This is a genomic window from Pseudomonas fluorescens (genome assembly GCF_000802965.1).
GTDB classification, from domain to species: Bacteria; Pseudomonadota; Gammaproteobacteria; order Pseudomonadales; family Pseudomonadaceae; genus Aquipseudomonas; species Aquipseudomonas fluorescens_A.
On sequence record NZ_JSAK01000008.1, the window covers coordinates 398832 to 421145 of the forward strand.

Annotated in this window: 20 protein-coding genes; 5 read left to right on the plus strand and 15 right to left on the minus strand. The window is 60.5% G+C overall.

What is annotated here, in order from left to right; all coding sequences use genetic code 11:
- Nucleotides 1–52: 52 nt before the first annotated feature.
- Nucleotides 53–1561, plus strand: coding sequence for an exopolyphosphatase (gene ppx, locus NL64_RS08340; protein ID WP_034147659.1), 1509 nt, complete (start codon nt 53–55; stop codon nt 1559–1561).
- A gap of 245 nt (nt 1562–1806) precedes the next feature.
- On the opposite strand, the gene ppk1 is transcribed toward ppx, so the two are convergent.
- Nucleotides 1807–4029 carry a polyphosphate kinase 1 gene (gene ppk1 / locus NL64_RS08345; protein ID WP_034147660.1) on the minus strand — a complete coding sequence of 741 codons (2223 nt, stop codon included), beginning with the start codon at nt 4027–4029 and terminating at the stop codon, nt 1807–1809.
- A gap of 18 nt (nt 4030–4047) precedes the next feature.
- Nucleotides 4048–5061 carry a porphobilinogen synthase gene (hemB, locus tag NL64_RS08350; RefSeq protein ID WP_034147661.1) on the minus strand — a complete coding sequence of 338 codons (1014 nt, stop codon included), beginning with the start codon at nt 5059–5061 and terminating at the stop codon, nt 4048–4050.
- A gap of 205 nt (nt 5062–5266) precedes the next feature.
- On the opposite strand from hemB, the gene NL64_RS08355 reads away from it, so the two are divergent.
- On the plus strand, nt 5267–5896 hold the full coding sequence (locus tag NL64_RS08355) for a DedA family protein (protein ID WP_034147662.1): 630 nt from the start codon (nt 5267–5269) through the stop codon (nt 5894–5896).
- Here NL64_RS08355 and NL64_RS08360 read toward each other — a convergent pair.
- Complete coding sequence (locus NL64_RS08360; protein WP_034147663.1) at nt 5880–7112, minus strand: sterol desaturase family protein; 1233 nt, start codon at nt 7110–7112, stop codon at nt 5880–5882. The genes NL64_RS08355 and NL64_RS08360 overlap by 17 nt on opposite strands.
- Before the next feature lie 115 nt (nt 7113–7227).
- Between NL64_RS08360 and elbB the strand changes: the two genes are divergently transcribed.
- Nucleotides 7228–7896 (plus strand): isoprenoid biosynthesis glyoxalase ElbB, encoded by a 669-nt coding sequence (elbB, locus tag NL64_RS08365; protein WP_034147664.1) that lies wholly within the window; start codon nt 7228–7230, stop codon nt 7894–7896.
- A 154-nt stretch (nt 7897–8050) separates the two neighbouring features.
- On the opposite strand, the gene NL64_RS08370 is transcribed toward elbB, so the two are convergent.
- The 5 genes from NL64_RS08370 to NL64_RS08390 form a co-directional block, all read right to left on the minus strand.
- Nucleotides 8051–8506, minus strand: coding sequence for a YaiI/YqxD family protein (locus NL64_RS08370; protein ID WP_034147665.1), 456 nt, complete (start codon nt 8504–8506; stop codon nt 8051–8053).
- Between the two features lie 111 nt (nt 8507–8617).
- Nucleotides 8618–10516 (minus strand): FTR1 family protein, encoded by a 1899-nt coding sequence (locus NL64_RS08375; protein WP_034147666.1) that lies wholly within the window; start codon nt 10514–10516, stop codon nt 8618–8620.
- A gap of 140 nt (nt 10517–10656) precedes the next feature.
- Nucleotides 10657–11289 (minus strand): homoserine/homoserine lactone efflux protein, encoded by a 633-nt coding sequence (gene rhtB, locus NL64_RS08380; protein ID WP_034147667.1) that lies wholly within the window; start codon nt 11287–11289, stop codon nt 10657–10659.
- A 195-nt stretch (nt 11290–11484) separates the two neighbouring features.
- A complete protein-coding gene (locus tag NL64_RS08385; protein WP_034147668.1) occupies nt 11485–12066 on the minus strand; it encodes a mechanosensitive ion channel family protein in 582 nt (193 codons plus the stop codon).
- On the minus strand, nt 12066–13976 hold the full coding sequence (locus NL64_RS08390; protein ID WP_034147669.1) for an ATP-binding cassette domain-containing protein: 1911 nt from the start codon (nt 13974–13976) through the stop codon (nt 12066–12068). The genes NL64_RS08385 and NL64_RS08390 overlap by 1 nt, the downstream gene beginning before the upstream one ends.
- A 50-nt stretch (nt 13977–14026) precedes the next feature.
- Here NL64_RS08390 and NL64_RS08395 point away from each other — a divergent pair, with 50 nt between their 5' ends.
- Nucleotides 14027–14491 (plus strand): TIGR02444 family protein, encoded by a 465-nt coding sequence (locus NL64_RS08395; protein ID WP_034147670.1) that lies wholly within the window; start codon nt 14027–14029, stop codon nt 14489–14491.
- Here the strand turns inward: NL64_RS08395 and NL64_RS30470 are convergent.
- A complete protein-coding gene (locus NL64_RS30470; protein WP_080757898.1) occupies nt 14488–15693 on the minus strand; it encodes an AlgP family protein in 1206 nt (401 codons plus the stop codon). The genes NL64_RS08395 and NL64_RS30470 overlap by 4 nt on opposite strands.
- Nucleotides 15694–15885: 192 nt before the next feature.
- Between NL64_RS30470 and NL64_RS08410 the strand changes: the two genes are divergently transcribed.
- The gene (locus tag NL64_RS08410; protein WP_034147671.1) at nt 15886–16551 is read left to right on the plus strand and encodes an FKBP-type peptidyl-prolyl cis-trans isomerase; all 666 of its coding nucleotides are present in this window, start codon (nt 15886–15888) and stop codon (nt 16549–16551) included.
- A gap of 62 nt (nt 16552–16613) precedes the next feature.
- Here the strand turns inward: NL64_RS08410 and NL64_RS08415 are convergent, their stop codons facing one another.
- The 6 genes from NL64_RS08415 to hemC all read right to left on the minus strand — a co-directional run bounded on the left by NL64_RS08415 (nt 16614) and on the right by hemC (nt 22249).
- Complete coding sequence (locus NL64_RS08415; protein WP_034147672.1) at nt 16614–17072, minus strand: Rsd/AlgQ family anti-sigma factor; 459 nt, start codon at nt 17070–17072, stop codon at nt 16614–16616.
- Nucleotides 17073–17248: 176 nt separating this feature from the next.
- Entirely contained in the window at nt 17249–17800 is a 552-nt protein-coding gene (locus tag NL64_RS08420; RefSeq protein ID WP_034147673.1) for a disulfide bond formation protein B, read from the minus strand.
- A gap of 349 nt (nt 17801–18149) precedes the next feature.
- Entirely contained in the window at nt 18150–19388 is a 1239-nt protein-coding gene (locus tag NL64_RS08425) for a heme biosynthesis protein HemY (protein WP_034147674.1), read from the minus strand.
- Nucleotides 19385–20527 (minus strand): uroporphyrinogen-III C-methyltransferase, encoded by a 1143-nt coding sequence (locus NL64_RS08430; protein ID WP_034147675.1) that lies wholly within the window; start codon nt 20525–20527, stop codon nt 19385–19387. Before NL64_RS08430 ends, NL64_RS08425 begins: the two co-directional genes overlap by 4 nt.
- 16 nt (nt 20528–20543) lie before the next feature.
- Complete coding sequence (locus tag NL64_RS08435) at nt 20544–21311, minus strand: uroporphyrinogen-III synthase (protein ID WP_034147676.1); 768 nt, start codon at nt 21309–21311, stop codon at nt 20544–20546.
- Complete coding sequence (gene hemC / locus NL64_RS08440) at nt 21308–22249, minus strand: hydroxymethylbilane synthase (RefSeq protein ID WP_034147677.1); 942 nt, start codon at nt 22247–22249, stop codon at nt 21308–21310. Before hemC ends, NL64_RS08435 begins: the two co-directional genes overlap by 4 nt.
- Nucleotides 22250–22314 lie beyond the last annotated feature (65 nt).

The window sequence follows — 22314 nt, forward strand, 5'->3', positions numbered from 1 at the left end:
CAGCGTTTGATCGTGGCACGATGTCAGGGTTATCGACCGAGACCCCCACACCATGCCGCTATCCCAAGCCAAGAATCTGTCCCTGATCGCCGCAATCGACCTGGGCTCCAACAGCTTTCACATGGTCGTGGCAAAGGCCCAGAACGGCGAAATCCGTATTCTCGAGCGTCTCGGGGAGAAGGTTCAGCTCGCCGCCGGCATCGACGACGAGCGCAAGCTCAGCGAAGAATCCATGCAACGCGGGCTCGACTGCCTGAAACGCTTCGCCCAACTGATCAACGGTATGCCGCCCGGCGCCGTGCGGATCGTGGGCACCAACGCCCTGCGTGAGGCCCGTAACCGCAACGAATTCATCCACCGCGCCGAAGAAATCCTCGGCCATCCGGTGGAAGTCATCTCCGGCCGTGAAGAAGCGCGTCTGATTTACCTCGGTGTGTCCCACACCCTCGCGGACACCCCGGGCAAACGTCTGGTGGCCGACATCGGCGGTGGCAGTACCGAGTTCATCATCGGCCAGCGCTTCGAACCGCTGCTGCGCGAAAGCCTGCAGATGGGTTGCGTCAGCTTCACCCAACGCTATTTCAAGGACGGCAAGATCACCCCGGCCCGCTACGCCCAGGCGTACACGGCGGCGCGGCTGGAGATCATGAGCATCGAACACGCCCTGCACCGCCTGACCTGGGATGAAGCCATTGGCTCCTCGGGGACCATCCGCGCCATCGGCCTGGCCCTGAAGGCCGGCGGTCACGGTGCGGGTGAGGTGAACGCCGAAGGCCTGGCCTGGCTCAAGCGCAGACTGTTCAAACTCGGCGATGTCGAGAAAATCGACTTCGAAGGCATCAAGCCGGATCGCCGCGCCATTTTCCCGGCTGGCCTGGCGATTCTCGAAGCCATCTTCGACTCCCTCGAACTGCAACGCATGGATCACTGCGAAGGCGCCCTGCGCGAAGGCGTGCTCTACGACCTGCTGGGTCGTCACCATCACGAAGACGTGCGCGAGCGTACGCTGACCTCGCTGATGGAGCGTTATCACGTCGACCTGGAACAGGCGGCGCGGGTTGAACGCAAGGCCCTGCACGCCTTTGATCAGGTGGCCAAGGATTGGGATCTGGACGACGAAGACGGCGTTTGGCGCGAGCGGCTTGGCTGGGCGGCCAAGGTCCATGAAGTGGGCCTCGACATCGCGCACTATCACTACCACAAGCACGGCGCCTACCTGATCGAGCACTCGGACCTGGCCGGGTTCTCCCGCGAAGACCAACTGATGCTCGCGCTGCTGGTGCGTGGCCACCGCCGCAACATTCCCAAGGACAAGTTCGCCGATTTCGGTGAGGACGGCATCAAGCTGATTCGCCTGTGCGTGCTGCTGCGCTTTGCGATTCTGTTCCATCACATTCGCGGCACTCAGCAAATGCCTCAGGTGGTCCTGCAAGCCAACGGCGACAGCCTCGACGTGCTGTTCCCGGAAAAATGGCTGGACGAAAACCAGCTGACCCAGGCCGACTTCGCCCTCGAAGCGGAATGGCTGACTCGCGTGAATTTCGTGCTGAACGTGCGCTGAAACGCGGTCCTTATTCATGCGGTGACTGGACGATCGCCATCGCTGGCAAGCCAGCTCCCACAGAAACGGGGATGGCTGCAGTCACTGCCCTGCAGGAGCTGCCGCAGGCTGCGATCTTTTGATCTTGATCTTAAAAACAAGATCAAAAGATCGCAGCCTTCGGCAGCTCCTACAGGGGGATCATCGTTCTGTAGAAACAAAAATGGCGATCCCTGGGGATCGCCATTTTTTATTGCCCGACGTTTTTAACGCACCGCCAGGATCGGGCTACCCAAACGCTCCAGCAACGTAGCCTGCGCACTGCGCGGGTTCTGGTTGCCGGTCGGTGTGTTGCGGATGTAACGGCCGTCCGACTGCAGGCTCCAGCTGTGGGTGTTATCGGTGAGATACAGCTCCAGCTCTTTCTTGACCCGCATGATCAGCTTCTTGCCTTCCACCGGGAAGCACGTCTCGACGCGCTTGTCGAGGTTGCGCTCCATCCAGTCGGCGCTGGAGAGGAACATCTGCTCGTCGCCGCCATTGAGGAAGTAGAAGACCCGAGTGTGTTCCAGGAAACGACCGATGATCGAGCGCACGTGAATGTTGTGCGAAACCCCGGCGATGCCCGGCCGCAGGCAGCACATGCCGCGCACCACGAGGTCGATGCGCACGCCCGACTGACTGGCCTTATACAACGCGCGGATGATCTTCGGATCGGTCAGCGAGTTGAACTTGGCAATGATGTGCGCCGGTTTGCCATCGAGGGCGAACTGGGTCTCGCGGGCAATCATGTCGAGCATGCCCTTCTTCAGGGTGAACGGCGCGTGCAGCAGCTTCTTCATGCGCAGCGTCTTACCCATGCCGATCAACTGGCTAAACAGTTTGCCGACGTCTTCGCACAAGGCGTCGTCGGAAGTCAGCAGGCTGTAGTCGGTGTACAGGCGGGCGTTGCCGGCGTGGTAGTTACCGGTGCCGAGGTGCGCGTAACGCACGATTTCACCGGCCTCGCGGCGCAGGATCAGCATCATCTTGGCGTGGGTCTTGAAGCCGACCACGCCGTAGATCACCACCGCACCGGCCGCTTGCAGACGGCTGGCCAGTTGCAGGTTGGACTCTTCGTCAAAGCGCGCTCGCAATTCGATGACGGCGGTCACTTCCTTGCCGTTACGCGCCGCGTCCACCAGTGCATCGACGATTTCAGAGTTGGCGCCCGAGCGGTACAGCGTCTGGCGTACGGCCAGAACGTGCGGGTCTTTGGCAGCTTGGCGCAGCAGGTCAACCACCGGAGTAAACGACTCGAACGGGTGCAGCAACAGAATGTCCTGCTTGCTGACCACGCTGAAAATGTTCTCGCTGTTCTGCAGCAATTTCGGAATCTGCGGCGTGAACGGCATGTATTGCAGCTCGCGCTGACTATCGAGGCCAGTGATGCTGAACAGCCGCGTCAGGTTGACCGGGCCATTGACCTGATACAGCTCCGACTCGCTCAGGTTGAATTGCTTGAGCAGATAGTCAGACAGGTGTTTCGGACAGGTATCAGCCACTTCCAGACGCACCGCATCACCGTAGCGACGGGAGAACAACTCGCCGCGCAGGGCGCGGGCCAGGTCCTCAACGTCTTCGGAGTCCAGCGCCAGGTCGGCGTTTCGGGTCAGGCGGAACTGGTAGCAGCCCTTGACCTTCATGCCCTGGAACAGGTCATCGGCGTGGGCGTGGATCATCGACGACAGGAAAACGTAGTTGTCGCCAGCCCCACCGACCTCTTCCGGAACCTTGATTACCCGCGGCAGCAGGCGCGGTGCCGGGATGATCGCCAGGCCGGAGTCGCGACCAAAGGCGTCGATGCCTTCAAGTTCGACGATGAAGTTCAGGCTCTTGTTCACCAGCAACGGGAACGGGTGCGTCGGGTCGAGGCCGATCGGGGTGATGATCGGGGCGATTTCGTCGCGGAAATAACGGCGGACCCAAGTCTTGAGCTTGGTCGTCCAGTGCCGGCGACGGATGAAGCGGACCTGATGTTTTTCCAGCTCCGGCAACAGAATGTCGTTGAGGATCGCGTACTGGCGGTCAACGTGACCGTGCACCAGTTCGCTGATGCGGGCCAGGGCCTGATGCGGTTGCAGACCGTCGGCACCGGCCTGTTCACGGGCGAAGGTGATCTGTTTCTTCAGGCCGGCGACACGAATTTCGAAGAACTCGTCCAGGTTGCTGGAGAAGATCAGCAGGAACTTCAGCCGTTCCAGCAACGGATAGGACTCGTCCAGCGCCTGTTCCAGCACGCGGATGTTGAACTGCAGTTGCGACAACTCGCGGTGGATGTACAGGCTGCTGTCATCCAGGCCGGGAATGGCAATCGCTGGCGCCGCCGGGGCGGGCTCGGTTACCGCCGCCGGGGGAGCAGGCTCCAGCTCCGGCGGGGTTTCGGCGATTTGCTCCACCACAGGTTGAGCGTCTTTTACGGCAACTTCAGTGAGTCCTTCGGTATTCATCACATGTTCCTGGGAGGGCTATTTTTGCTCTCGTAACAATTGAGCGGCACGAACGGCAAAGTACGTCAGGATGCCATCAGCGCCCGCACGTTTAAAGGCGGTCAGGGATTCGAGGATAACCCCTTCGCTCAACCAGCCATTCTGGATTGCGGCCATGTGCATGGCGTACTCGCCGCTGACTTGATAAACAAAAGTCGGCACTTTGAATTCTTCTTTGACCCGGCAAAGGATGTCCAGATACGGCATGCCTGGCTTGACCATGACCATGTCCGCGCCTTCTGACAAGTCCGCCGCCACTTCGTGCAGGGCTTCGTTGCTGTTGGCCGGGTCCATCTGATAGGAGGCCTTGTTGGCCTTGCCCAGGTTCAGCGCCGAACCGACCGCGTCGCGGAACGGGCCGTAATAGGCGCTGGCGTACTTCGCCGAGTAGGCCATGATCCGCACGTTGACGTGACCGGCCACTTCGAGGGCCTCGCGGATCGCCTGGATGCGGCCGTCCATCATGTCCGACGGGGCCACTACCTGGGCACCGGCTTCGGCGTGGGACAGGGCTTGCCTGACCAGTGCGTCGACGGTGATGTCGTTCTGCACATAGCCTTCTTCGTCGAGGATACCGTCCTGGCCGTGGGTGGTGAACGGATCGAGCGCGACGTCGGTGATCACACCCAACTCTGGGAACTGCGCACGCAAGGCGCGGGTGGCACGCTGGGCGATACCTTCGGGGTTCCAGGCTTCAGCGGCGTCCAGAGACTTGAGTTCGGGTGGCGTCACCGGGAACAGCGCCAGCGCCGGAATCCCCAGATCGACCCACTTGGCCGCTTCTTCCAGCAACAGATCGATAGTCAGGCGTTCGACGCCCGGCATCGAAGCGACCGCTTCACGACGGTTTTCACCGTCCAGCACAAAAACCGGCAGGATCAGGTCATCGACAGTCAGTACGTTTTCACGGACCAGACGACGCGAGAAATCATCGCGACGATTACGGCGCAGGCGGGTTGCAGGGAACAAACGGTTGGCGGGGGTAAAGCTCACGGCAGACTCCTGAGCCCGCTGGCGTGCGAGCGTAACAGTTATAAGCGGCCATTATGACGAACGTGTGACACTTATGTGCACGCTGCGACAGGTAGCCGCTTTCCATTGTCCTTGTAGGAAATGTTCACGTCGAGACACATTTGGACACTTTCCTGAATGTGTACGAAGGGTTAGGCTGCGCGTTCATTTCGCCAGCACCCAGACAATGCTCCAACAATTTCTGCATGACTTCGGCTACTTTGCCCTGTTTCTCGGCACGTTCTTCGAAGGCGAAACCATTCTGGTGCTCGCAGGCTTCCTCGCGTTCCGTGGATACATGGACATCAACCTGGTGGTGGTCGTGGCGTTCTGCGGCAGTTATGCCGGCGATCAGCTGTGGTACTTCCTGGGACGCAAGCACGGGCGCAAGTTGCTGGCGCGCAAACCGCGCTGGCAGATGATGGGTGACCGGGCGCTGGAACACATTCGCAAGCATCCGGACATCTGGGTGCTGAGCTTCCGCTTCGTCTACGGGCTGCGCACGGTGATGCCGGTGGCCATCGGCCTGTCGGGCTATCCACCGGGTCGCTACTTGCTGCTCAACGGCATTGGCGCAGCGATCTGGGCCACCGCACTGGCAGCCGCCGCCTATCATTTTGGCGCAGTGCTGGAAGGAATGCTCGGCAGCATCAAGAAATACGAGCTGTGGGTGCTCGGCGCCCTCCTCGTTCTGGGCCTGGGCCTGTGGCTACGCCGCCGTTTCAAGAACGCCCGCCTGGCCAAGAAGATCTACGCCGACGAGCAGGCCCTGAAAGCCGAACAGGCCAAGACCAGCGAAACTAAGCCAGTCGAGTGAAGCGGTTTCTGCAGCAGTAGAGACCGATTCCGCTGAGCAGGCTGTAACTGAGCAAACCAACCCAGCCCGCCGCGCTGGCCGGCCACAGCCCCACCAGCGGCGCCAGCCACACCAGCGGCACGTTCGACGCCAGCCGCAGCAGCTCCAGCTTCAACGCCCACGGGCGATTCTCCAGGGCTACGCCCAACACAAACAAACCCAGCGCCACCGCACTCCAGCCCAATACCAGGGCACCGGTCGGCAGGCTCGGCTCCAGATTCATCAAATAGCTGCCCAGCGCAATGTAGACGCAGAACTGCAACGCGACGTAGAGCTGCTGACGCCCGTCCAACGGCACTTCAAATTTGCGGAACTGGCTCAGGTCCGGCTTGTTCATCGGGTATTTGGCCGCCACATCCGCCGGCCGCCACCCGGTGCGCATGAACCAGATCCGCAGCTTGTCCCAGGTGCTTTCGGTACGCCGCGCATCCGCCCACAACTGCGCGTAGAACTGCACGTTGGCCCAAATCGGATTCCAGCTCGCCAGCGGCGTGGTCACGCCGAAAATCACCGGTTCGTTGTCGTCCTCTTCCTGGAACGAGCCAAATAGACGGTCCCAAATAATGAACACCCCGCCGTAGTTGCGATCCATGTAGAGAGCGTTCTGTGCATGGTGAGCCCGATGATTGGACGGCGTGACGAAGAACCACTCGAACCAGCCGAGTTTGGGAATGTGCCGGGTATGCACCCAGAACTGATACAGCAGATTCAGCGCGGCGACGCTCACAAACACCAGCAGCGGCACGCCGACAACGGCCATGGGCAGGTAGAAGATCCAGCTCAGCAGGAACCCGGTACTGGTCTGGCGCAGGGCGGTGGAGAGGTTGTAGTCCTCGCTCTGGTGATGCACCGAATGTGCGGCCCAGAGAATGTTGCGTTCATGGCCCATGCGATGCAGCCAGTAGTAGCAGAAGTCATAAAGGACGAAGGCGAAAATCCACACCCACACGCTATCGGCGGAAAGCTCGAACAGTGCCAGATGCTTCAGGGCAAACGCGTAAGTGACCAGGCCCACGCCCTTGGTCAGCAGGCCCGTAGTGGTCGACAACACACCGGTGCTGATGCTGTTGATCGCGTCCGCCACCCGATAGTTGCTCACCTCGCGCCAGCGGTCGGCCGCCAGTTCGATGGCAATCAACACAAAGAAAAACGGCACCGCATACAGAATGAAGTCCATGACGCGCCCTGATCGGAATCTTGAGGACAGATGCTATGTGTAGCCGCGAATTAACCCTATGGCAACGAGTGACAAATTAGTGGACATTTAACGCCATGAATCTGGAGAAAAGCCCATGAGCAAAAAAGTTGCAGTGATCCTTTCCGGCTGTGGCGTATACGACGGCGCCGAGATCTACGAAAGCGTGATTACCCTGTTGCGTCTGGACCAGCGTGGCGCGCAGGTGCAGTGCTTTGCCCCGAACATCGCGCAATTGCATGTGATCAACCACCTGACCGGCGAAGAAATGCCCGAGTCGCGCAATGTGCTGGTGGAATCAGCGCGCATTGCCCGTGGCGAGGTCAAGGATATCCGCGAGGCAGACGCTGAGGAATTCGATGCGTTGATCGTCCCCGGTGGCTTCGGATCCGCCAAGAACCTTTCCAACTTCGCCATCGAAGGGACGAGCTGCACCGTACAACCGGATGTGCTGGCATTGACCGAAGCCTTTGCCGAGGCTGGCAAACCGGTCGGCCTGATCTGCATCTCGCCGGCGCTGGCGGCAAAGATCTACGGGCCGGGCGTGACCTGCACCATCGGCAACGACACAGAGACGTCTGCAGCCTTGAACAAGATGGGCGCCACTCATAAGGATTGTGCGGTCGGTGACATCGTCGAAGACAAGGCACGCAAACTGGTGACGACCCCAGCCTACATGCTGGCGCAATCGATCAGCGAAGCGGCGTCCGGGATCAACAAACTGGTCGACCGTGTGCTTGAACTGACTCACGAAAACGACGCCTGATCCCTCGCGGTGGCGAGGGAGCTTGCTCCCGCTCGGCTGCGCAGCAGTCGTAAAAACGATTGCTGCGACTTTTCTGAAAGTTGTCGTGGAAGGTCCTGGGGTTGCTTCGCAACCCAGCGGGAGCAAGCTCCCTCCCCACAAAGGCTGCATTCGCTCAGGGTTTACGGGATAGGCGGGTCAAAATCCGATCCAGCGCATTGGCAAACGCCTGCTTCTCCCGCTCGCCAAACGGCGCGGGCCCGCCGCTCATTTGCCCCTGCTCACGCAAATCGGTGAACAGGTTGCGCACAGCCAGGCGATCGCCCATGTTCTGCGCATCGAACTCCTTGCCCCGCGGGTCCAGCGCTGCGACGCCCTTCTTCACCAGGCGATCGGCCAGCGGCACATCGCTGCAAATCACCAACTCGCCGGGGACCGCGTGTTCCACCAGGTAGTCGTCGGCCGCATCCGGGCCGCTCGGCACCACGATCAACTTCACCAGTGCCAGGCCTGGCTTGATCTGTGGCTGCCCCGCCACCAGCACCACTTCAAACCGGCGCTTGAGGGCGAACTTCACCACCAGTTCCTTGGCCGCCCGGGGGCAGGCGTCGGCATCGATCCAGACACGCATGTTTTTTTACCTCTTAAAGCAAAAGATCGCAGCCTTCGGCAGCTTCTACATAGGGTCAACTTACACCTGTAGGAGCTGCCGGAGGCTGCGATCTTTTTAAGGATCACTCGATCAGGAAACCTGCACCCGCCGCTTCTCAGCCATGCGGCTACGGCTATACAGCACGATGATCGCAATCAACGCCACCGCCTGGGCACTCAGCGAATACGCATCCGCATGAATCCCCAACCAGTCGAACTCAAAGAATGGCACCGGCCGCGTGCCGAAAATCCCGGCTTCCTGCAACGCCTTTACACCATGCCCGGCGAACACCACCGAGAGTGCGCACAGCAGGCCAGCATTGATGCTGAAGAACAGTGCCAGCGGCAGTTTTGCCGAGCCGCGCAGGATCACCCAGGCCAGACCGACCAACAGCACCAAGGCCGTCGCACCACCCGCCAGCACCGCGTCATGGCCCGCAGGACCGGCCTGCAACCAAAGGGTCTCGTAGAACAGGATCACTTCGAACAGTTCGCGATACACCGAGAAGAACGCCAGGATCGCAAAGCCGAAACGCCCGCCACCGCCCACCAGGCTGCTCTTGATGTAATCCTGCCAGGCCGCGGCGTGACGCCGGTCGTGCATCCATACGCCGAGCCACAACACCATGACGCTGGCAAACAACGCCGTCGCGCCTTCCAGCAATTCGCGCTGCGAGCCGCTGACATCGATCACATACGCCGCCAGCGCCCAGGTTGCCAGACCGGCCAACAGCGCCAGCCCCCAACCGACGTTGACGCTGCGCACCGCCGATTGCTGGCCGGTGTTGCGCAAGAACGCGAGGATGGCGGCCAGCACCAGGATGGCTTCCAGGCCTTCGCGCAACAGGATCAACAAGCCGGAGATGTAACTCAGGGACCAGCTCAAACCATCGCTACCCAACAACTCGGCGGAGGCTTTCAACTTGGCCTTGGCGTCATTCAGACGCTGCTCAACTTGATCCAGCGGCAAACCATCCTGCAACGACTGACGGTAAGCCATCAGCGATTTTTCCGTGTCTTTACGCACGTTGGCGTCGACGTTGTCCAGAGAGCTTTCAACCAGTTCGAAACCTTCCAGATAGGCCGCTACCGACAAGTCATAGGCCTGATCGTGATCGCCGGCACGGTAGGCCGCGACGCTCTTGTCCAACGTGGCGGCGGTGTAATCGAGCAACTGCGCCGGGCCACGCTTGACCTGCGGCGGTTGCGCCCGTTGTGCGCGGAAAATGGCTGCCGCTTGCGGGCCATCGGCGGCCTGCACCTCGGCCGGGGTCTGACGGGCCAGATCGGCAATGTTGTAGGCCCTTTCGCCGCTGACAGTCGCCGGATCGGCGCTGAAGCTGCCAATGTAGGTCGCCAGGTCCCAACGCTGACGATCATCCAGTTGATCGCCGAACGCCGGCATATCGGTGCCTTCGACGCCAAGGCCTACGGTGTTGTAGATGGCGTAGAGACTCAGGTGATCCAGGCGCGCGTTGTCACGCAGATTGGCCGGCGGTGGCGTCATACCGACGCCCGCAGGACCGTCGCCAGCGCCTGCATCGCCATGGCAAACCGAGCAATGCTGGGCATACAGCGGCGCGCCGCGAGTCGGGTCCGGGGTGATGATCGGCGCCTGGCTGACTTCATAGGCCACGGCCAGTTTCGCGCCAAGCTGCCGCGCCTGACGGGCGACGTCCGCGCCGTCCTGACGCGCGGTGAGTGCCTCGCGCAACTGACTGATGCCCTGCTCCAGCGCTGGCTTTTCCGGTTTGGCCGGCATAGCGGCCACCAAGCCTTGCAACGCCTGAGCGAATTCCAGCTGTTCGCGGTATTCGGACTCGTTGACGACCTTGCCTGCCTGCACCGCTTCCGGGTAGTCCGCGCCGATGTAGTCGAGTAAGTGCAAAGCTTGCGGTGCGCCTTCCACCGTGTCGGCCAGCAGATTAAAACTGCACAGGGCAAACACCGGCGCTATCAGCCAGGCCAGGAATCGGGACGGGGCAATCATGAATGAATCTCAATTGGAAACACGAAGTAACATATTGTTCCCTCCCAATGACTTTCACTCAAGCTTTGTTATGGATTCCGAATCAGGCCTTAAACGAAAAAGGCGACCTGAATAGGTCGCCTTTTTTCTATCTGATGGCTCTATACCGCAGCTTTGCGCAACGTTGCCATGAACGCTGCGGCGCCAATGAACAGGCCGGCAAAGGTCCGGTTCATGCGTTTCTGCTGCTTGGGTGTACGCAACAAGCGCAGCACCTTCGACGCCAGGCCGGTATAGCCCGCCATGACAATCAGATCGACGCAGATCATCGTTACACCGATCACCACATACTGAATAAGCAGCGGAGCGTGCGGATTGATGAACTGCGGGAGCACCGCCAGCATGAAAACCAGCGCCTTGGGGTTGCTGATATTCACCAGGAAGCCACGGAACACCAAGGCCATCGGTTTGCCAATCTGACGCACCGCGGCGTCATCGCTCATGTCGCTGGGCAGCGCACGCCATTGCTTGATCGCCAGGTAAACCAGGTACGCCACACCGAACCATTTGATCGCATAAAAAGCGCTGGCCGATGCCGTGAGAATCGCGCCAACCCCGGCGCCGACGATCGCGATCTGCACCGCCAGGCCCAGTTGCAGGCCCAGGGCATTCCAGTATCCGCGCCAGAAACCGTATTGCAGACCGCTGGACATCGACGCAATGGCGCCGGCACCGGGGGAAAGACTGATCACCCAGCAGGCGGCGAAAAACGCCAGCCATGTTTGAAGATCCATTGCACACCTCAACTCGTACTCGTGACAGACGTCTAAGCTAATGCGGCTTTGGGTCGATGACTACCGATTTTTTGTAGGACATGGCGACTGTTAACAACCAAAGCAAAAGATCGCAGCCTTCGGCAGCTCCTACAGGGAACGCATTCCAATGTAGGAGCTGCCGCAGGCTGCGATCTTTAAGCTTCTAGAGCTGGCTTATTTCTCAAACCCGCTCGACGGAAACACATCCGTCCCGCGCCAACGCCGAACCGAACGCTGGAAGAACAAGCTATTGGGCACTTGCACCATGGCGCTACCCGTACCGAGCTCTTCGGCCTCGATCAACGTGGTGTACAGCAGATTGATCGCGATCACCCGGCCTTTCACGCCAGGCTTGTCGGTGGTGTCCACCAGTTCGACCACATCGCCAAGACGAAACGGGCCGACGGTAAAAATCAGGATGGCGCAGAGCAAATTGGAGAGCACGCTCCACATGGCGAAGAACGCCACCGCCGCCACCGCGACAAAACCGGACAACGCCGTCCAGAGCACCGTGGCCGAAACGCCGAGGCGCTCCAACACGAAAATCAGCGCGCTGCCCATGATCAGCCAGCGCAAACCACCGCGCAGCGGCATTAACAACTGCGGCGGAAACGGATAGCGCTCACCGAGACGGGTCAGGCACTTGGCGACGAAACGCTGGGTGATGTAACCGGCCAACAGGATCAGCAGGATTTGCACGCCGAGCCAAATCGGCTCGACCCACATCGCCGGCAACGGCAGCTTGAAGGCGTCCATCAGGACAGCGCCTCCAGCTCCGCCTGCATGCTTTCCAGCAGTTCCAGGGCTTCCATCCAGGCTTCTTCCAGCTCCGCTTCACGCACCTTCAGCTTGGCCTGTTCGGCCAGCAAATCACGCAATTCGTTCTTGCGAGCGGGTTCGTAGATATCGCTATCACCGAGGCTGGCATCGATCTTCGCCAGTTTTTCGTGAAGCTTGCCCAGTTCGGCTTCGAGCTTGTCAGCCTCGCGCTTGTGCGGCGCCAGTTGCTGGCGCAGTGCAGCCGCGGCCTGACGCTGGGCTTTCTTGTCGGTCTTGTCCGGATTCACCGGTGTGTTGCTGACCGGCGCGTTGCGCTGGCGGTACTCCACCAACCAACGGGTGTAGTCCTCCAGGTCGCCATCGAACTCTTCGACCTTGCCGTCCGCCACCAGGTAGAAATTATCGGTGGTGCTTTTGAGCAGGTGACGGTCGTGAGAGACCACCAGTACCGCGCCACTGAATTCCTGTAGGGCCATGGTCAGTGCCAGGCGCATTTCCAGGTCCAGGTGGTTGGTTGGTTCGTCGAGCAGCAACAGGTTCGGCCGATCCCACGCGATCAAGGCCAACGCCAGACGCGCCTTTTCACCACCGGAGAAATTAAGCACTGGCTCGTCGATTCGCGCACCACGGAAATCGAAGCCGCCGAGGAAGTCGCGCAGGGTCTGCTCGCGCTCAGTCGGTGCCAGGCGCTGCAAGTGCAGCAATGGGCTGGCCTTGGAGTCCAGAGAGTCCAATTGATGCTGGGCGAAGTAACCAACCACGGTGTTCTCGCCACGGGTCAACCGACCCGACAGTGGCGACAGCTCGCCTGCGAGGTTTTTGATCAGGGTCGATTTACCGGCACCGTTCGGGCCGAGCAAACCGATCCGCGCACCCGGGGTCAGTTGCAGCTTGACCTTCTCCAACACGGCTTTGTCGCCGTAACCCAGGCGAGCGTCAGACAGGTCGATCAGCGGGCTGGAGATCTTCTGCGATTCGCGGAAGACGAAATCGAACGGCGAATCGACGTGGGCTGCGGTCAGCTCCTCCATGCGCTCCAGCGCCTTGATCCGGCTCTGGGCCTGGCGGGCCTTGGTGGCCTGGGCCTTGAAGCGGGCGATGTAGCTTTCCATGTGCGCACGTTGCACCTGCTGCTTCTCGTAGGCCTGCTGTTGCTGGGCCAGACGTTCGGCACGGGCGCGTTCGAAGGCGCTGTAGCCACCGCGGTACAAAGTGATCTTGCGCTGATCGACGTGGGCCACATGATCGACCACGGCATCAAGGAAATCCCGGTCGTGGGAGATCAGCATCAAGGTGCCGGGATAGCTTTTAAGCCACTCCTCCAGCCAGATGATGGCGTCGAGGTCCAAGTGGTTGGTCGGTTCGTCGAGCAGCAACAGGTCCGATGGACACATCAAGGCCTGCGCCAGGTTCAGACGCATCCGCCAGCCACCGGAGAAATCGCCTACTTGCCGATCCATCTGCTCGTTGGTGAACCCAAGGCCGGCCAACAACTTGCGCGCCCGGGCGTCGGCGGTGTAACCGTCGGCGCTGTCGAGTTCCGAGTGCAGGCGGGCCTGAGCGGCACCGTCATGGGCCGCTTCGGCTGCCGCCAGGTCGCGTTGCACCTGGCGCAGGCGCAGGTCGCCATCGAGCACGTAGTCGACCGCGAGGCGCTCGAGCGTGTCGACCTCCTGGCGCATATGGGCGATACGCCAGTCGGCCGGCAGGAAGCAATCACCCGAGTCCGGGTGCAGCTCGCCCCGAAGCAAGGCGAACAAGCTCGATTTGCCGGCGCCGTTGGCACCGATGAGGCCGGCTTTCTGGCCGGCGTGCAGCGTCAGCTCGGCGTCTTCTAGCAGACGTTGCGGGCCACGCTGTAAAGTCAGGTTCTGAAGTCGAATCATAATGGCGGCGGAGTCTAACAGCTTCGCTCGCAACTGGCGCGAGTAGCACTATGTCCTCTGACCTGTGGAGCTTTTCCCTGGCGACTTATGCCCGTCCGGGTGTTGAACAAGCCTGTCTGCAATTGCAGTCGGCGGGTGTCAACGTGTGTCTGCTGCTGTGCGCAGCTTGGTTGGGACAGCGGGGAACAGCCTGCAATGAGCAACGTTTGCGGCAACTTCGCAGTGTGGTTGATCCTTGGGACGCCGATGTCGTGCAGCCGCTGCGCGAGTTGCGCATGCAATGGAAAGCCCTCGCCACGCAGGACGCCGATCTGAATGCGCTGCGCGAACAGGTGAAGAATCTGGAATTGGAAGCCGAGCGAACTCTGTTGTTACGACTTGAGCGAATATCAGAGGGTTGGCCGCAAGATGCCGCGACCGATCTTTCAGTCTGGCTGGAAGGTGTAGCGGCGGGCGCCGTTCACCTGGACCGCGACGCGCTGCATCAGCTGCGCGTCGCGGTAACCGGCACTTAGGAAGCGCTGGTTGGGGAGGTGCTGTTGCTCGACGGCGCAACTGGCGTTGGCGCAGTGGTAGCAGTCGAGGTCGTTGCTGTCGGCGCAGGAGCAGCCGATGCAGATGGCGCTGGCGACGCTGGCTTGGCAGCAGGAGCCGGCGTCGGCTTGGCAACAGCGGCCGGTTTTTTCACGGCTGGCCTGGTTGCTGGTTTTGCAGCTGGTTTTGCAGCGGCTGGTTTTGCAGCGGCTGGTTTGGCTGCTGGTTTCGCTGCGGCAGGTTTTGCGGTAGTGGCTGGCTTGGCGGCAGCCGTCTTGGCAGCAGCAGGTTTCGCAGCAGAGGCTGGCTTGGCAGCAGCAGTTTTAGCAGCTGGTTTTGCGGCAGGTTTGGCTGCAGTTTTTGCCACTGGCTTAGCGGCTGGTTTTGCAGCTGGCTTGGCAGCAGTTTTAGCTGCGGCAGGTTTTGCGGCCGGCTTGGCAGCAGGTTTTGCAGCAGCAGTTCTAGTCGCTGGTTTTGCGGCTGGTTTGGCAGCTGCGGTTTTCGCCACGGCGGGTTTCGCAGCAGCAGTTCTTGCGGCCGGTTTGGCGGCAGCTGTTTTGGCAGCGGCTGTTTTGGCAGCAGGTTTGGCAGCAGCAGCAGTTCTGGCAGCCGGTTTTGCAGCGCTGGCCGCGACTGGTTTTCTCGCCGCAGGTTTCGCAGCAGGTTTGGCTGCGGCTTTCACCGGTGCCTTGGCGGCAGGTTTGGCGGCAGGCTTGGCCGGTGCTTTTGCAGCAGCCGGTTTGGCAGCGGCTTTCTTCGCAGGGGCCGCAGCAGGCTTGGCCGAACGCAGGGACAACGCCTTGCCGACAGCCTCCTGTACACGGCCGATGCCCTGGGCCAATTTCAGGCTTTCTTGAGCATCGCGCTTGAGTTGCAGAATGTAGCCGCGAGTGTCCGACTGACGCTCCTTCAGGGCATCAAGCAGGTCTTCCAGATCCTTCACTCCGTCTTTGGCTTTGGCTTGTGCCTTGGCCTTGCCGGCGGCTGCGGCGTCCTGCAATTTGGTGCGGGATTTATGCAATTTTTCCTGCGCTTTTCCGCGCTGCTTTTCCAGTTTGGCGAGCAGTTTTTCAGCATCAGCCAAGGCTTCGGAACAAGCGGTTTCCAGATGCTCGAGCAAGCTGCCCGAGAGTTGTTGGAGTAAGTGCAACGGGGTATTTACAGGCTTCTTGGTGGCCGACATGGTTTACCTCCTGGCTGACGTGGGTGCGGCTCATACTAGACCTCTGCTGTTACCGCCGCTAGGGCATCTTGACAGTATCGAAAGCGATGCGTTGCAACGAAGCGAAAATGTTCTGCGCTTGCGCAAAAGCAGTTCACCGTTGAAGGCATTCCCACTGGCATAATCGCCCGCATCTCAGGTTGGAGAGTGCCCATGTCGCGCTACTTTTTTTTATCGCTGTGTGTGATTTTTTCCGCAACCCACGCTGCTGAAAAAACGCCGGAAAATGACGCACACGATCTTGCTTACAGCCTGGGCGCGAGCCTTGGTGAACGCTTGCGCCAGGAGGCTCCCGACCTGCAACTCCAAGCGCTGGTCGAAGGTTTGCAACAGGCCTATCAGGGCAAGCCACTGGCGTTGAAAGACGAGCAGATCGAACAGATTCTGAACGAGCACGAAGCCCGGATTGCGATGCAGTCTCCTGCGCCGCAAAGCGAACTGGCGCTGGAAAACGAGCAGCGCTTTCTCGCCGCGGAAAAAACCAAACCCGGCGTTCGTGAGTTGGCGGACGGAATTTTGCTGACAGAGTTGACGCCGGGTACCGGTGCCAAAGCCGGACCCAACGGCAAGGTGCAAGTGCTGTACATCGGTCGCCTGCCCGACGGTACCGTGTTCGACCAGAACAGCCAGCCGCAGTGGTTCAGTCTCGATAGCGTGATCAGCGGCTGGCGCAGTGCATTGCAGCAGATGCCGGTCGGCGCAAAATGGCGACTGGTGATTCCATCAGCCCAAGCCTATGGCGCCGAGGGCGCCGGCGACTTGATTGCACCCTTCACGCCTCTGGTCTTTGAAGTCGAATTACGCGGCGCTACAGGCTGAATGGCGGAAATGAAAAACGGCGCGCAGAGCGCACCGTTTTCAGATTTTGCGGGACCGGAGGATCAGGCCTGAACCGGATCTTCTTCCTTGTGAGCGGTGTGGAGCACTTCGATCAGGCAGTCTTCGAGCTCGAAGCGTTCATGCAACAGCCCGCCCAGCTCCTTGAACTTCTCTGCTACACACTTCCCTTCATCGCACAGGTCATTGAATGCGAGCAGCTTCTCGGTGATGACATCAATGCGCGGATAGATGGTTTCTGCCAATTCCAGACCACGCTTGTCATTGAAAGCCTTGGCTTCACCGGTGAGCTGTTCGTAGATCTCGAAATGCCCGGCAGACACATAGTCGACCAGCACGCCGCAAAACTCCTGCAAGGGCTTGCGGTTTTCACCCAGCGCCTCGGGTTTGGCGCCGAGAGCATCGTAAGCCCGAACCAGTTCGTGACGTTCCTGCAACCAGCGATCGATCAGCAGATGTACTCCACCCCAACGTTCCTGAGCATTCTGACAACTTTCGAGCATGGCGATCTCTCTTCCCTTGTGGGTCATGCTGCCCTACACCCGTCGCAATCCTGAAGTCAGGAGTCGGCCAGGCAGAGCGTCATCGAGCAACATAATTCCAATGACACGTGCGGGCCAGATTATGCCCGCACGACGGTGGCTTCAAGGTACTCAGACGATAAAGTTCATACAAGTGTTTAATCGCGTACCAGGGTCTGGTGCGACGACTCGCCGCTGAGCGGTCGCTGGAAGCTGATCCAGACAAGCCGCAAGAGTTGATAAACACTCAGAATCACCATCCCGACGAAGAACAGCAGACTCCACTCCGGGATGCTCAGGTCGAACAGCGTCCAGGAAATCTGTGCGCAATCGATGGTGCCCCTGAACATCTCCTGAACAACACACATCCACGGCGCACTGGCGAACAGATCCCCCAGACTGGGCGCACAGGACGCTAGTTGGTGCACCGGATCGTTTTGCAACAGCACCTGTCGCCACGCCGTGGCAGTACCGGCCAGGCTGCTGGCCAAGCCAATCAACCAATACAAAAAAGATCCAACGCGACCGGGGCCATGTACTGATGCCACCAGGCAGATTCCTGTCAGCAGCGCCAGGCAAACCCGTTGCATCAGGCACAAGCCACATGGCTTGAGACCGACTGCATACTCCAGGTGATAGGACACGCCCAAGACCAGTGCGCCTGCAATGAAAACCGTGAAGAACAAGGAGCGTGAACAGCCCAAAGACATGGCTTTTCCGTAACAGTAAGAGACCGACAGCTACGGTAGAGGAAAGCGCGACAGCCTTTCAAGGCTGGCCGGCGGGGACAGTTCAGCAGGGGTGTAGGGAATTCCCGACAGAAGCTAGAGGATCAGGTGTAGTCCTTTGTAGGACTCTGCTGAAGACGCGTCTGGGACGGAAAATTCCGACATTGAAATGCACATTTTTTGGGGCGGGAGATTGCCTGTGGCGAGGGAGCTTGCTCCCGCTCGACTGCGCAGCAGTCGCGAAATCAAACTTCCCTCTATCCTGAAAAAACGGCCCAGCGGGAGCAAGCTCCCTCGCCACAGGTTATTTCGTCAGCCGTTGCTGCGCAGCTCAGGCATGAACCGGCACCGGCAGTGGCGCCGCCAGCAAGCGCTCATCCAGCAAACCAAGACCTTCCTGGAACAGTTGATTGCTGCGCTCGGTATCACCCATTTGCGCCAGCAGGCGTGCCAGTTCGGCGCACGCTTCCGGATTGCGCTGCACACGCAGGCTGCTTTCCAGGTAGTCCCGGGCCTTGCCCCACAGGCTGGTTTGCAGACACAGGCGACCCAGTGTCAGCAACAGGCTTGGATCCGCCGGATGATCCTTGAGCCAACCTTCGGCGAGTTGCAGCTGACGTGCCGGATCAGCACCGCGCACCAACCCGTAAAGACGCGCCAGGTGGCTGTCGTACTTGCGCTTGAGTGCGGTGCGCAGGACTTCTTCGGCCTCGGCTTGAGCGCCCAATTGCCGCAGTTGATCGGCATAGGCGAGAACCAGTGCCGGCTCCTGACGCTGACTCGAAGTCAGTTGCTGCCAGGCGCGATTGAGTGACTGCAAGCCGACAGTTCCGTCCGCTTCCTGATGCGCTGCCAGTGACAGGTTCTCGCCCCAGGCACGGCGCTCCAGCTCTGCCAGTTCAGCCGGTGGCAGGACCTTATCCTTGCGCAACTCTGGTAGCAGGCGAATTACCGCCGACCATTCGCCGCGCTGCTGGTGCAGGCGCTGCAATTGGCGCAGGGTCTGTGCGTTATGGGGGTGACGTTCGTGCATTGCCTGAAGAGTCGCCAGGGCGCCTTCGGTATCGCCGCGATCGGTCTGCAATTGCGCGTGGTTCAAGGCGATCGCCAACTCGGCCTGGGGCTGACGCTCCAAGGCGCGCTCCAGCAGATTGTCGCTTTGCTCGTAATGACCTTGTTCGTTCGCGGCGCGGGCGGCACCGAGGTAATACAGCAATGGCTGATGCTCGGCTTCGGCAGCCCGAGACAAATGACGCTGCGCGCTGGCCCAACGACCTTCCGCCAGATCCAGCTGACCGTGTTCGATTGCCACCTGCACCCGACGGCTGCGATTGCGCCGCGACCAGGGATTGACCACACCGCTGGACGTCATCACCAATTCGATCAACGCCTTGATGCCCCAGATCACCAGCCAAAGCACGGCGATCAGCGCCAGTGTCGCCCACAGGCTCGATTCGTAGCGGAAGGACTTGTAGGCGATCAGCACGTAGCCGGCGTGCTCGGCAATCGCCAACCCCAGCGCGGCCGCGGCGGCGATGACCAGGAATACGATCACATACAGGCGTTTCATGGCGTGGCCTCCTGCGTGGTATTCGCGGCAGGTTTGGCCAGTGGCTTGATCGAGTCCTCGGCATTGACGTTACGTCGCTCCAGGTAACCCTGCACCGCACTCAGTGTGCCGGCCAGGTCCGGGGTGACGACGGTGACGGGTTGTTTGCTCAATTCGGCCACCTGCTCGAGCATCACTTTGCTCTGCGGATTGTCCGGATTGAAATTGCCCTTGAGCACGTCCCGCGCCTCATCCAACGCTTGGGAGTAAACCGCCGCCTGCCCATTGAGCGCGGCCCATTGTGCCTGCTCCAGCGCCAAGCTAAGTGCGAGGCGCACTTGGCTCAGACTTTGTCCGGCAAGCAACGGACGAACATTTTTATCGGCATTGAAATCGATACGGATGTAACGCGAAATCTGATCCCACCATTGCGCCCAGCGACTCGCGCCATCGCCATCGGCGGTCAGGCCGAGCAAGGATTCGCCCCGGTCCTTGTACTCGGGCGCCAGCTCGGTCAGGCCCGTCACGCGGTCTCGCAGTGCACCCAATTGCAGGAACAGACCGGTGCGATCCGGTTGCTCGGTGCTGCGCAAGGCCACCAGGGTTTTCGCCACTTGTTCGCGAGCGGCAAAGGAGCCGGGATCGTTCTGTTCACGGAGAATTTCGTCGGCACCCTGGACCAGGGCCTGGGCGCTGCTGATGTCCTGCAAGGCCGAAAGACGCAGGCTGGCCAGACGCAGCAAGTGCTCGGCCTCGGCCAGACGCCAGTCCTTGCGGCTGGCGCCGAGGACGGTTTCCAGACGTTGACTCAGGCGTTGCTGATCGCCCTGCAACTGCGCCACCAGGCGGCTGCGTTCTTCAATCACATCGGCAGCCGGCAGCTGGTCCAGGCGTGCGCTCAGACGCTGTTCATTGAGCTTGAGACTTTGCGCCTCATCACTCAATGCCTGCACTTGACTCAACTGCTGTTGATTAGTCGCTTGCAGGTGGCGCACCTGCCAGACTCCCCAACCACCGACGGCAACTCCGGCAGCCCCGAGCAGCAGCGCGACGATTGCCAGCCCGTTGCCTTTGCGCTGCTCTGCGGCAGGAGGTGGAGTTTCAACCGGCGCATCGAGCACTGGCTGGACGTCATCTTTAGGCAAGGCTGTTTCGCTCACGTATCCATCCTTTGCATTAGAGAACGGCCACGGGATGCTCCCGTAACGCCGTCAGCAAAGCCGCGGCACTGGCGCCGCGGCAATCCACAACTGTCAGGGCCCCGGCGGCACGTGCCAGCTCGGCGACCCTGGGGCTTGGTACAAACAACGGCAACTGCGCCAACTGCGGCCAGGCATCGCCGGCCAATTGATGCAGATGCTCAAAACCCTGTCCACTGCTGACCACCAGCCCGTTCAGGCGTTCCGCCCTGATGCGGTCAGGCAGCGTTGCCGGCGGGTATTGCGGCAGCTCGCGACGGTACAACTCCAGATACTCGACACTAGCACCTAGCTCGCGCAAACGCTCCGCCAGCAACTCGCGCCCGCCCTGCCCGCGCATGATCAGCACACGCGGACCCGGTCGGGCGATAGCCTCGCGCAATGCCGGGAGTTGAAGCAAGGCTTCGCTGTCATCGCCTTCCGCCGGGAAGCTTGTGTCCAGCTTGTGATCTTCGAGAATCTGCGCCGTCGCCGCACCGACGCTGAACCACTTCACACGCGGTAAGTTCGACCCCATCTGATCGAGCAGATCGACGCCGATCCGGGCGGCCGGTTTGCTGACCACGATCACTGCGCAGTAACGATCCAGATCCCGGATCACGCCGCGCATTGTGTCAGTCGCGGGGATCGGCTCTATGTCCAAAAGCGGCAAGCTGCTGCTGAAAATCCCCTGTTCGGCCAGAACGCTGCTCAGCGCTGCCGACTCATCCGCCGGACGCGTCAGCAGCAGGCGCCAGTTCGTCACTCGTGACCTGCCTCGCCATAGACCGCCTTGAGAATGTCATTGGCGCCCTGGCTCAAAAGGTCTTCGGCCACTTGCACACCCAGCGCCTCGGCATCGGCACGTGGTGCACGGGCCTGTGCACTGAGCAACAAACCACCACTCGGATCGCCCACCAGGCCACGCAACCAGATCTGTTCGCCTTCAAGCACGGCGTAGCAGGCGATCGGCACTTGGCAGCCGCCATTGAGGTGTTTGTTGAGAGCACGTTCGGCGGTGACGCGGGTGGCGGTGTCCTGATGGTGCAGCGGCGCCAGCAGCGCGTGAATCTCGCTGTCGGCGGTTCGGCATTCGATGCCCACCGCGCCCTGGCCACCGGCCGGCAAGCTGTCGTCGACGCTGATGGCCGAAGTGATGCGATCTTCAAAGCCCAGACGAATCAACCCGGCGGACGCGAGGATGATGGCGTCGTATTCGCCGGCATCGAGCTTGGCCAGGCGAGTGTTGACGTTGCCGCGCAGGAAGCGGATTTCCAGGTCCGGGCGACGGGTCAGCAACTGGGCCTGACGGCGCAGGCTCGACGTTCCGACAATGCTGCCTTGCGGCAACTCATCCAGGCTGGCGTAAGTGTTGGAGACGAATGCATCGCGTGGGTCTTCGCGCTCGCAGATACAGAACAAACCAAGGCCTTCAGGGAAGTCCATCGGTACGTCTTTCATCGAATGCACGGCGATGTCGGCTTCATTTTCCAGCAGCGCGGTTTCCAGTTCCTTGACGAACAGGCCTTTGCCACCGATTTTCGACAGCGGCGAATCGAGCAGCTTGTCGCCACGACTGACCATCGGGACCAGCGTCACGAGCAGGCCGAGGTGGGCCTCCTCCAAACGGGCTTTGACGTATTCGGCCTGCCACAGGGCGAGAGCACTTTTGCGGGTGGCGATGCGGATTTCGCGAGAGGACATGGATCAATCCGTACTGAATAGATGCGACGGATAATAACAGCTCAGCCAAATCCACTTTGACTTGT

Coding starts and splice junctions, on each gene's coding strand:
- NL64_RS08415 (WP_034147672.1), bottom strand. CDS start 17,072: ATGCTCGAAAGTTGTCAGAATGCTCAGGAACGTTGGGGTGGAGTACAT.
- rhtB (WP_034147667.1), bottom strand. CDS start 11,289: ATGGATCTTCAAACATGGCTGGCGTTTTTCGCCGCCTGCTGGGTGATC.
- NL64_RS08360 (WP_034147663.1), bottom strand. CDS start 7,112: ATGGACTTCATTCTGTATGCGGTGCCGTTTTTCTTTGTGTTGATTGCC.
- NL64_RS08425 (WP_034147674.1), bottom strand. CDS start 19,388: ATGAAACGCCTGTATGTGATCGTATTCCTGGTCATCGCCGCCGCGGCC.
- NL64_RS08355 (WP_034147662.1), top strand. CDS start 5,267: ATGCTCCAACAATTTCTGCATGACTTCGGCTACTTTGCCCTGTTTCTC.
- NL64_RS08370 (WP_034147665.1), bottom strand. CDS start 8,506: ATGCGTGTCTGGATCGATGCCGACGCCTGCCCCCGGGCGGCCAAGGAA.
- NL64_RS08375 (WP_034147666.1), bottom strand. CDS start 10,516: ATGATTGCCCCGTCCCGATTCCTGGCCTGGCTGATAGCGCCGGTGTTT.
- elbB (WP_034147664.1), top strand. CDS start 7,228: ATGAGCAAAAAAGTTGCAGTGATCCTTTCCGGCTGTGGCGTATACGAC.
- NL64_RS30470 (WP_080757898.1), bottom strand. CDS start 15,693: ATGTCGGCCACCAAGAAGCCTGTAAATACCCCGTTGCACTTACTCCAA.
- NL64_RS08385 (WP_034147668.1), bottom strand. CDS start 12,066: ATGGACGCCTTCAAGCTGCCGTTGCCGGCGATGTGGGTCGAGCCGATT.
- NL64_RS08395 (WP_034147670.1), top strand. CDS start 14,027: ATGTCCTCTGACCTGTGGAGCTTTTCCCTGGCGACTTATGCCCGTCCG.
- hemC (WP_034147677.1), bottom strand. CDS start 22,249: ATGTCCTCTCGCGAAATCCGCATCGCCACCCGCAAAAGTGCTCTCGCC.
- NL64_RS08390 (WP_034147669.1), bottom strand. CDS start 13,976: ATGATTCGACTTCAGAACCTGACTTTACAGCGTGGCCCGCAACGTCTG.
- ppk1 (WP_034147660.1), bottom strand. CDS start 4,029: ATGAATACCGAAGGACTCACTGAAGTTGCCGTAAAAGACGCTCAACCT.
- NL64_RS08410 (WP_034147671.1), top strand. CDS start 15,886: ATGTCGCGCTACTTTTTTTTATCGCTGTGTGTGATTTTTTCCGCAACC.
- NL64_RS08420 (WP_034147673.1), bottom strand. CDS start 17,800: ATGTCTTTGGGCTGTTCACGCTCCTTGTTCTTCACGGTTTTCATTGCA.
- ppx (WP_034147659.1), top strand. CDS start 53: ATGCCGCTATCCCAAGCCAAGAATCTGTCCCTGATCGCCGCAATCGAC.